At 76.3% G+C, this 8,773-nt stretch carries 6 protein-coding genes; all 6 read right to left on the bottom strand.

What is annotated here, in order from left to right:
* Nucleotides 1-125: 125 nt before the first annotated feature.
* Nucleotides 126-506 carry a hypothetical protein gene (locus ACZ407_RS32415; protein ID WP_468134659.1) on the bottom strand — a complete coding sequence of 127 codons (381 nt, stop codon included), beginning with the start codon at nucleotides 504-506 and terminating at the stop codon, nucleotides 126-128.
* A 52-nt stretch (nucleotides 507-558) separates the two neighbouring features.
* Nucleotides 559-1,392: a C40 family peptidase gene (locus ACZ407_RS32410; protein WP_468134657.1), complete on the bottom strand. Its 834-nt coding sequence runs from the start codon at nucleotides 1,390-1,392 to the stop codon at nucleotides 559-561.
* A 359-nt stretch (nucleotides 1,393-1,751) separates the two neighbouring features.
* Nucleotides 1,752-5,594, bottom strand: coding sequence for an nSTAND1 domain-containing NTPase (locus ACZ407_RS32405; protein ID WP_468134655.1), 3,843 nt, complete (start codon nucleotides 5,592-5,594; stop codon nucleotides 1,752-1,754).
* A gap of 214 nt (nucleotides 5,595-5,808) precedes the next feature.
* Nucleotides 5,809-6,801, bottom strand: coding sequence for a hypothetical protein (locus tag ACZ407_RS32400; protein ID WP_468134653.1), 993 nt, complete (start codon nucleotides 6,799-6,801; stop codon nucleotides 5,809-5,811).
* Between the two features lie 158 nt (nucleotides 6,802-6,959).
* Nucleotides 6,960-7,649 (bottom strand): class I SAM-dependent methyltransferase, encoded by a 690-nt coding sequence (locus ACZ407_RS32395; protein WP_468134651.1) that lies wholly within the window; start codon nucleotides 7,647-7,649, stop codon nucleotides 6,960-6,962.
* A gap of 175 nt (nucleotides 7,650-7,824) precedes the next feature.
* Entirely contained in the window at nucleotides 7,825-8,718 is an 894-nt protein-coding gene (locus tag ACZ407_RS32390; protein WP_468134649.1) for a LysR family transcriptional regulator, read from the bottom strand.
* Nucleotides 8,719-8,773: the final 55 nt, after the last annotated feature.

Below are 8,773 nucleotides of genomic sequence, written 5' to 3'. Positions count from 1 at the left end.
ACTGCAGGGGGGACCCTGTGGGAGAGTAGGACGCCGCCGAACAATCATTGTGGGAAAGCCCCGCACCTTCTGGTGCGGGGCTTTTCTGCGTTTACGGCCGGAACACGCGGCCGGAACTCAGCAACTCAGCACTCGCGCAGGCCCGGGGCCGGGTCCACGGAGGTGTGGACGTCGACCGCCGGCACGTTGCCCCACTGGCCGTTGTCCAGCTGCGTCCAGTACCAGATGTTGTTGCCGCCGGGGTGGCTGTCACCGCGGCCCCAGCACTGGAACCAGCTGAAGCTCGTGTTCAGCGGCCCCCGCACCGCCGAGCCGTACGAGCGGTGCTCATAGCCCTTGGCCCCGGCGCGGTTGCCGCACCACAGGCGGCCGTCCGAGCGGACCCCGCATTCGGCCGCGGGCGCCTTGCCGACGGCCGGTACCGCGGTGGCGGGTCCGGCCACGAACGCCAGGCCGGCGGTGAGGGCAGCGGCCAGGCCGAGGGCGGTCTTCTTGCGTGCGGACATGGTTCCTCCTTGGAAGGTGGCGAATCATTCGATGGGAGAGGCGAGCCCCCGGTCAGGGGCAGGTCGGGACGCCGTCCAGCCAGGCCGGGCCCTGGATGTAGATGTTGGTGATCCACGCGCCGTACTCGGGCAGGTAGGACCAGGCGTCGTTGGTGTAGCCGTCCGAGGTCACGGTCTCGGCGTGCTTCTGGCACTGGATGCGCACGGTGGTCGGGCCGTCGAACTTGTGCACCCGGGGGCTGCCGGTGGACGGCTCGGTGTGGGTCCACACGTCGGTGCCCCAGGTGCGGAACGTGCCCGGCGCGGAGGACGGACTGATGCGGACCGCGCCCGCGTAGTCCCCGCCCAGGCGGACGTCGCTCACCATGATCCGGGTGCCGGACTGGCGGGCCTCCACCATCTTGCCCGCGCCCAGGTACACCGCGATGTGGTGGATCGAGTCCCCCGAACCCCACGCCAGCAGGTCACCGGGCAGCAGCGGGGCCGTGCCCTGGGCCGCGCTGAAACGGGCAGCGGCGCGCGGAGTGTGGAACTGGTGCGCGGCGTTGCCGGGCAGGATGTCGCTGCCGACGGCACGAGCGTACGCGTACCGCACCAGCCCCGAGCAGTCGAACCCCAGCCGTTCCGGATCGTGCGCGCTGGCCGGGTCGGTAGGGTCCACCTGACCGTACGTCGGGCCGGGCTCGGGGCCGTGGCCGCCGCCCCACGTGTACCAGACCCCGATCTGCTCGCAGGCGGTCCGCACGGCCTGCTCGGCCGTGGCGGAGGCCCCGGTCGCGAGAACCCCGCAGGCGGCATCGGCCTGGGCCTGAGCCCGAGCGGGGGCCTCGGCCGGCCGGGCGCCCGCGGCGGCCGCCGCTCCGCCCCCGGCGCCCGCCAGGGCCATCAGTGCGGCTGCGGCCAGGAAGAGGACTCTTCTGCTCCAACGCCCGCCGGTACGCCGCGGCCCGTCGGACCGGTTGCCGGTGCTTCTCATCCCCGTACCCCTCATTCCCCGTACCCCTTGTCCCCGTGATCGGTGTGTCCCCGTGGATCCCTCCGGCGCCGCGTCGTTCGCTTTCGCGTGGCCGTCGCGGCTGCCACCGGCTGCTCTGCCCGGCCCCTCGACAGTGGCCCGTGCCACCCCCGGGTGTCGAGGACCGGCGCGTCGCCCACCACGTCAGGAAACGGGAAACCCCGGGAAACCCCCGGCCGTTCCCTCGCCCGAACGGGAAACGCCGACGTGGCGCCGGTGGTGAGGACCCGTCAGCGGTCCTTGCCGTCGCAAAGCCCGGGCGGGGCCACGAGGGTGCAGATCGCGGAGATGCGCGCGGCGGGATCCAGGGACCACATGCGTACGGTCCCGTCGGTCCCGCTGCTCGCAGGCCGGCCGTCGGCCGGGTCGAAGGCCACGCCCCAGACCGCCCCGGCGTGCCCGGCCAGCGTCGCGATCTGCCCGTGGCCGGCGGGATCCCACACGCGGACCGTGCCGTCCACCCCCGCGGAGGCCAGGCTCCGCCCCCGCGGACCGAACGCCACCGCGCGGACCGCCCCGACATGCCCGGCGAGCACCCGTACCGCCCGGCCCGCTTCCGGCTCCCACAGCCGGACCGCGCCCTCGTTGCCGCTGCTCGCCAGGAGCCGCCCGTCCGGGGCGAAGGCCACGCTCCGCACCGCGCCGGAGTGCCCGCGCAGGACGGTCCGCTCCTGCCGGGCGGACAGGTCCCACAGCCGTACCGTCAGGTCGTCGCTGCCCGAGGCCAGGGTGCGGCCGTCCGGGGAGAACGCCACCGCGTTGACGAAATCCTGGTGCCCGGTGAGCGTGGAGAGCGGGCGGCGGCCGGCGATGTCCCACAGCCGCACCGTCCGGTCGGCGCTCGCCGAGGCGAGGGTCCGGCCGTCCGGGGAGAAGGCGAGGGAGAAGACCGAGCCGCCGTGGCCGGTGAGCGTGGCCAGCAGGGTGCGGCGCCGGGTGTCCCACAGCCTGAGTCTCCGGTCCGCTCCCGCCGAGGCCAGCGTCCGCCCGTCGGGGGAGAACGCCACCGTGAACACCGATCCCTGGTGGCCGGTCAGGACTCCGGCCGCGGCGCGCCTCGCGGGGGCCCACAGCCGTACGGTGCCGTCGGCGCCCGCCGAGGCGAGCAGCCGCCCGCCGGGTGCGAACGCCGACTGCCAGAGCTCGGTGAACGGGCGGGCCACCAGCGCGCCGCGGCCGGGGTCCCAGAGCACGGCGGAGCGGTCGAAGCTCCCGGTGGCGAGCAGGTTCCCCGGTCCGGCCGCGACCGAGAGCACGTAGTCGGCGTGCCCGCCGAAGGACTGGGTCAGCCGGTGGGTCGCGGTGTCCCACACCTTCGCCGTGCCGTCGCCGCTGCCGCTCACCACCCCCGTACCGTCCGCCGTGTACGCGACGGAGTTGACGTCGTCGCTGTGGCCGCGCAGGACCGCGGCCGGTGCATCTGGTACGGGCGGCTCACCCGGGGGTGCGGGGGTCCGCGGGGACGGCGCCGTGCTCCAGATGCGCACGGTCCGGTCCGCGCTGCCCGAGGCGAGGCTCCGGCCGTCGGGGGCGAAGGCCACGCCCAGTACCGCGTCGGTGTGGCCCGCGAGGACCCGGACCCGCGGCTCGGCCGCTCCGCCGTCCCCGGCCGGGAAGCGCCCGGCGCTCACGTCCCAGAGCCGGACGGTACGGTCGGCCGCGCCGGAGGCGACCGTGCGGCCGTCGGGGGAGACCGCCACCCCGTGGACGGTGTCCGTGTGCCCGCGCAGCGTCGCGACCAGGCGCCGGGATGCCACGTCCCACAGGCGCACCGTCCCGTCCATGCCGCCCGATACGACCGTCCGGCCGTCGGGGGCGAAGGCCACCGAGCGGACCCCGCCGCTGTGCCCGTAGAGGATGCCCGCGGGCTGGCGCTCCGGCAGCCGCCACAGCCGTACCGTGCCGTCGGTGCCCGCCGAGGCGAGCAGGCCGCCGCCGGCGCCGAACGCCACTCCCAGCACCGGGCCGCCGTGCCCGGTCAGGACGGCCGCCACCGACCGGTGGCCGGGCCCGCCCCACAGCCGTACGGTGCCGTCACTGCTGGCAGTCGCGAGGAGCCGGCCGCCGGGGGCGAAGGCCACCCCGTTCACGGGCCCGGAGTGTCCGGACAGCCGGCCGGCGAAGGCCTGCGCCTGGGTGCTCAGCAGCGCACCCCGGGCCTCGGTGGTGGGCGCGGTCCGGTAGGCCTGGGCGGCGAGCCGCATCGAAGCCTCCGGCTGTCCGGCGGCCATCGCCTCGGACTGCACGGCCATCGCCTGGGACTGGGCCACGCGACGTTCCGCCACGGCCCGCGAGCGCTGGTGGAAGGCGAGTGCGCCCGCCCCGACGGCGATCGCCAGCAGGGCGGCCAGCGTGGCCAGCAGCCGCCTGCGGGTCCTGGCCTGCCGGAGCGCCCGCTGCCGGCGGCCCTCCTCCTCGGCCCGGCTCGCCGCCAGGAACTCCGCCTCGGCGGGTCCCGGCGGATCCCGGCCGTCCTGCTGCTCGGCCCACTCGTCCGCGGCCGCCAGCCGGTTGCCGCGGTAGAGCAGCTCGGGGTCCCGGCCCTCGCGGAGCCATGCGGCTGCCGCATCGGCCAACTGCTGGTGCAGCAGCAGGCCCGCCCGGTCCGCGTGGATCCAGCCGCGCAGCCGCGGCCAGACCTGGAGCAGGGCCTCGTGGGTGATCTGCACCGCCGACTCCCCGGCCGTCACCAGCCGGGCCCGTACGAAGGAATCCAGTGCCGCCGAGGCCGCCCGGGCGTCGGGGACCGCTGCCGCCAGGCGGTCCGGCGCGGTCCTGCGGCGGGTCTCGACCACCCCGTCGCCGAGGTGTACCAGCTGGAGCAGGACCCGCCGGGCCGCCTCCTGGCCCTCGCGGTCGAGCCCGGAGAAGACCTCCTCGGCGGTACGGGCCACCGCGCCGCGCAGACCGCCGGTGGTCTCGTAGCCGGCCACGGTGAGGGTCCGGCCGGTGCGGGCGCCCCAGGTGACGAGCAGGGCGTGGGACAGCAGGGGCAGGGCCCAGGCCGCCCCGGGCGGGCCGCCCTCCCCGGCCCCTGCGTCCCGGAGGAGGAGTTCCACCAGGCCCGGTTCGAGCACCAGACCGGCCCGCTCGGCCGGACGGGTGACCGCGGCCCGCAGCTCCTCCGGGGTCATGGGGGAGAGGACGAACAGGCCCCGCGTGAACACGTCGGCCAGTTCGGGGTAGGCCAGGCAGCGGCCGCTGAAGTCGGCCCGCAGGCCCAGCACCACCAGTGCGGGGGCGTCCGCCCCGCCCTGGCAGAGCGCGCTGAGGGCGGCCACGCAGGAGCGCCGCTGCCGCTCGTCCTGGCAGAGGGTGAAGATCTCCTCGAACTGGTCGACGACCAGCACCAGGCCGGGAAGGCCCGGGCCGGCGCGCAGCGCCGCCGCCAACAGCTTGGGCCGCTCGGCCAGTTCGGCCGGAGTGGGCAGGCTCCGGCCGGTGCCGGTGCCGGTGCCGGTGCCGGTGCCGGTGGCGCCGGCCAGGGCGGTGAGCAGTTCGGCGAGGGGCTCGGCGGTCGGCGTGCAGACCACCACCTGCCGGGGGCGGGGGCCGAGCGGGCCGGGGCCGCCCCGCCGGACGGCTGGCACCAGACCGGCGCGCAGGAGCGAGGACTTGCCCGCGCCCGAGGAGGCCACCACGGCCAGGGGGCCGCGGCCCGCGCGCTGTGCGAGCCGGGCGGTCAGGGCGGCCGTGGCGCGCTCCCGGCCGAAGAACCAGTTGGCGTCCTCGGCGCCGAAGGCGGCGAGCCCCCGGTACGGGCATTCGGCCGCGGGTTCCGGCTGCCGGGGCGGCGGCAGCCCGGGAACGAGCCCGGCCAGTACGCCTCCGGCGCGCAGGACGGCGTCGCAGGAGCGGGCCAGATCTGCCGTCGGCGGCTTCCCGCCGTTCTCGATCTTGCTGAGGTAGCCCTTGCTGTAGTGGACCAGGCGGGCGAGGGCGGACAGCGACAGGCCGCGCTCGGTCCTCAGCCGCCGCAGGGCGGCCCCGAACTCCTCGGGGGCGGCCGGGGGTTCGGCCGCGCCCGGGGTCCCCTCGGCCTCGTCGGGCGAGCGGTCGCGTGTCCCGTCCATGCGTGCCTCCGCGCAGTTGCGGCTGCTCACGCTAGCGAGGGCGGGGCCGCCCCCGCACGGCCCGCTGACTCGTTCGGCTGATTCCCGGCCGCCCGTGCGGTGGCCGGGACGGTGCACCGCCCCGCGACCGCGCCGGAGGTTCCGGAACGCGAGCCGCCCCCGCGGCCGCACCTCCTGGTGGAGGGCGGCGGCGGGGGCGGAAGGACCGGGCGGGTCAGCCGGCCTGGTCGGACCCGGCGCGTTCGCGGACCGGCGGCCGCAGGACGGCCGCCGCGAGGACGGCCGCGGCGGCGGCGCCCAGAACCGCGACGGCGTCCGCCCAGGGCAGCGGGTCCCCGAGCGTGCGGGCCAGCGGGTCGAACCCGGCGGCCCGGCCCACGAGGTGGAAGCCGATGACCGCCAGGGCCGCCATGCCCGCGGCCCACCACCCGGCCGCGGTGTTCCGCACGGTCAGCGTCAGGCCGGCGGCCAGACACAGGACCGCGGCGACGGACGGCAGCACCGGCCCGCCCGACCCGGCCAGCAGGGCCGCCGGGTCCGCGGGCAGGTGCAGCGCCGCGGCGACCAGCAGCGCCAGTCCCGCGGCCCACCGCAGGGCCGGCGGCGGGGACCGGCGGGCGGGCGGCTCCGGGGGCGGTTCCTCGGGGACGCGCCGCCGGGCGGCCACGCGGGCCAGGTCGTACTCGACCGACCCGGGCACCTCGTAGGAGGGCGGCTGCGGCAGGTCCGCGTCGGCCGGGCCGGGGAACTCGCGCTCGCCCGGGGCGCGTACGGGCACGGGGATGTCCGGGGGCACCGGACTGTCGGGCGTGGTGGTGGCGAGGATGCCCACCAGCGCCGCGACGTCCTCGATGGGCCGCTCGGCGGCCGCAGCCCGGAGGGTGATCTCGGCTTCGGTCTTCTCCTGCGGGGACTGGGACAGGTGGTCGATCAGTCGGCCGACCTCGTCGACCGGGCGGGCCACGGCTGCGGTGCAGAGCGCGTCCCGGACCAGGTCCGGGTGCCCGCCGCCCCGCTTGAGCAGGGAGACCAGCTCGGTGACCTGGTCCAGGGGGCGGCAGGTGACCACCGTGTCCATGAGGGTGCGCAGGGGGTCTGCGGACACCGTGGCGGCGGGGGCGGCCGAGGATCCGGCCGTCGTATGGGTGTCGGGGAGTCCGGGGCCGCCGTCTGCCGGAGCGGCCGCGGATCGGATGGGTTGGTTCATGACGAGCTCCGTTCGCCGACGCACGGGTCTACTCATGCGCGTCGGTCGCTGTACACCTAGGAGGTGCACGCACTGTCATTAGGCGGTACCTCTGCGTCATACGCCATTCGGGGCAGGCAAACGGGGGGCCTCGGTGTGTCTCCCCGTGTCTCGGCGGTTCAGGGTGCAGCGGCCGTGCCGGGGCGCCGGGCGTAGCAGAAGAGGTGCTCCTCGGGAGCGGCCGCGGCGCCGTCCGGGACGAAGGTGGAGACCGAGTGGTGGAGGACCTCCAGCCCGCAGTCCTCGCGCAGCGTGCGCAGGTACTCCTCCGCGGAGTAGCTGGACACCCGGACCGGCCGTCCCATCCACTCGATGTCGAGGTCCTCGACGTCGGCCGGGACGGTGGCCGTGACGAGGTACCCGCCGGGCGTCAGCCAGCCCGCCATCCGCTTCAGGGCCGCGGTGGCCTCCGCCCGGCTCATGATGAGCAGCGGGAAGAAGGCGCAGACCGCGTCGAAGCTGCCGGACGGGCTGAACTCCCGCAGGTCGCACTGCTCGAACCGGGCCCCCGGCACCTGTTCCCGGGCCAGCGCGACCATCACCGGGGACACGTCGATGCCCGTCACCTCGCAGCCCGCCCCGACCAGCAGTTCGGCGACCGGGCGGCCGGTCCCGCTGCCCACGTCGAGCACGCGCGCCCCGGGCCCGAGCCGATCGGTGAGCCAGGCGATCGCCTCCCGCTGGGCCGGCAGCCGGCCGAACGCCTCCTCGTACGCGATGCCCAGGCCGTCGAACAGCTCGGCCGCGGAGACCGTCCGGTCCCCGTCCTCCGTCGTCCGCCACCCCGAGGTACCCACGTCCTCCGCCATGTCCGCTCCCTGCTCCTCGGAAACCGGCGGACCCGCTGCCGCCGGCCGCCCGGGACCTTCCCCGGGCCCCCACAGCCCTACCCCGCGCGGGCGCCGCGCTACCGGCCGGGCGCGCGGCGTACCCGCCGGGACCGGCGGTTCACCGGCAGGTGCGGGCGGGTGGCCGTGCGCCCGGTCACGCCGTTTCCGGGCGGACGCCGAGGACGTCGAGGAGGGCGCGGGTGGCCGGGGTGGGGTTGAAGCGGCTCCAGGCCAGGTACTCGACCCGGCGGGGGCCGTTCGTCACCGGGACCAGGGCCAGGGCGGGGTCGGCTTCGGCCAGGGGCCGGACGAAGGCCGAGGGCAGCAGGGCGACGCCCAGCCCGCGGGCGATGAGCCGGGTGATCAGCTCGACGACACCGGCCTCGAACGCCACGTCGCGGACCAGGCCGGCGGCGGCGAAGGCCTGGTCGGTCTGGGCCCGGCCGGGGGTGCCGTCTGCGAAGTCCACGAAGGTCTCGCCGGCCACCTCGTCGAGCGTGACCCGGGAGGCGCCCGCCAGCCGGTGCCCGGAGGGCACGACCAGGACGTGCTCGTCGTGGTCGAGGACGAGGGTCTCCACCCCCGCGGGCCGCTCCCCCTCGGGCATGCCGAGGAAGGCGACGTCGAGTTCGCCGCTGCGGATCTCCGCCGCCAGCTCGCGGCTGCCCCCGGCACGCAGGAGCACGCGGACGTCCGGGTGCCGGGTGCGGTAGCGCTGGAGGAGTTCGGGCACGTCCACGGCGGCCGCGGTCACGATCACGCCGACGGCGAGCCGGCCGCGCACCACGCCCGCCGCCGCGGCCGCATCGGCCACCGCCCGGTCGGCGGCCGCCAGGCATTCGCGTGCGCCGGCGAGGAACGCCGTGCCGGCGCCGGTGAGTTCGACCCGGCGGCTGGAGCGGGCGAACAGCTTGACCCCCAGCTCCCGTTCGAGACCGGCGATGCGGTGGCTGAGCGAGGACTGCACCACGGAGCAGCGCTCGGCGGCGCGGGTGAAGTTGCGGGTTTCCGCCACGGCGACGACGTAGCGCAGCTGCTGGAGATCCATGACATGCATGGTCTCTGTTCATGGGTGCGATGACAACCATGCTTTGGATTCATGA

This window comes from Streptomyces sp. NPDC030809, assembly GCF_055572195.1.
Note: the sequence above shows the minus strand (reverse complement) of the source record. Positions and strands in the feature narration are given on the sequence as shown.

Bases quoted from the DNA above. Each gene is read 5' to 3' on its own strand.
- ACZ407_RS32415 (WP_468134659.1), bottom strand. From the start codon at position 506: ATGTCCGCACGCAAGAAGACCGCCCTCGGCCTGGCCGCTGCCCTCACC.
- ACZ407_RS32410 (WP_468134657.1), bottom strand. From the start codon at position 1,392: ATGGCCCTGGCGGGCGCCGGGGGCGGAGCGGCGGCCGCCGCGGGCGCC.
- ACZ407_RS32405 (WP_468134655.1), bottom strand. From the start codon at position 5,594: ATGGACGGGACACGCGACCGCTCGCCCGACGAGGCCGAGGGGACCCCG.
- ACZ407_RS32400 (WP_468134653.1), bottom strand. From the start codon at position 6,801: ATGAACCAACCCATCCGATCCGCGGCCGCTCCGGCAGACGGCGGCCCC.
- ACZ407_RS32395 (WP_468134651.1), bottom strand. From the start codon at position 7,649: ATGGCGGAGGACGTGGGTACCTCGGGGTGGCGGACGACGGAGGACGGG.
- ACZ407_RS32390 (WP_468134649.1), bottom strand. From the start codon at position 8,718: ATGGATCTCCAGCAGCTGCGCTACGTCGTCGCCGTGGCGGAAACCCGC.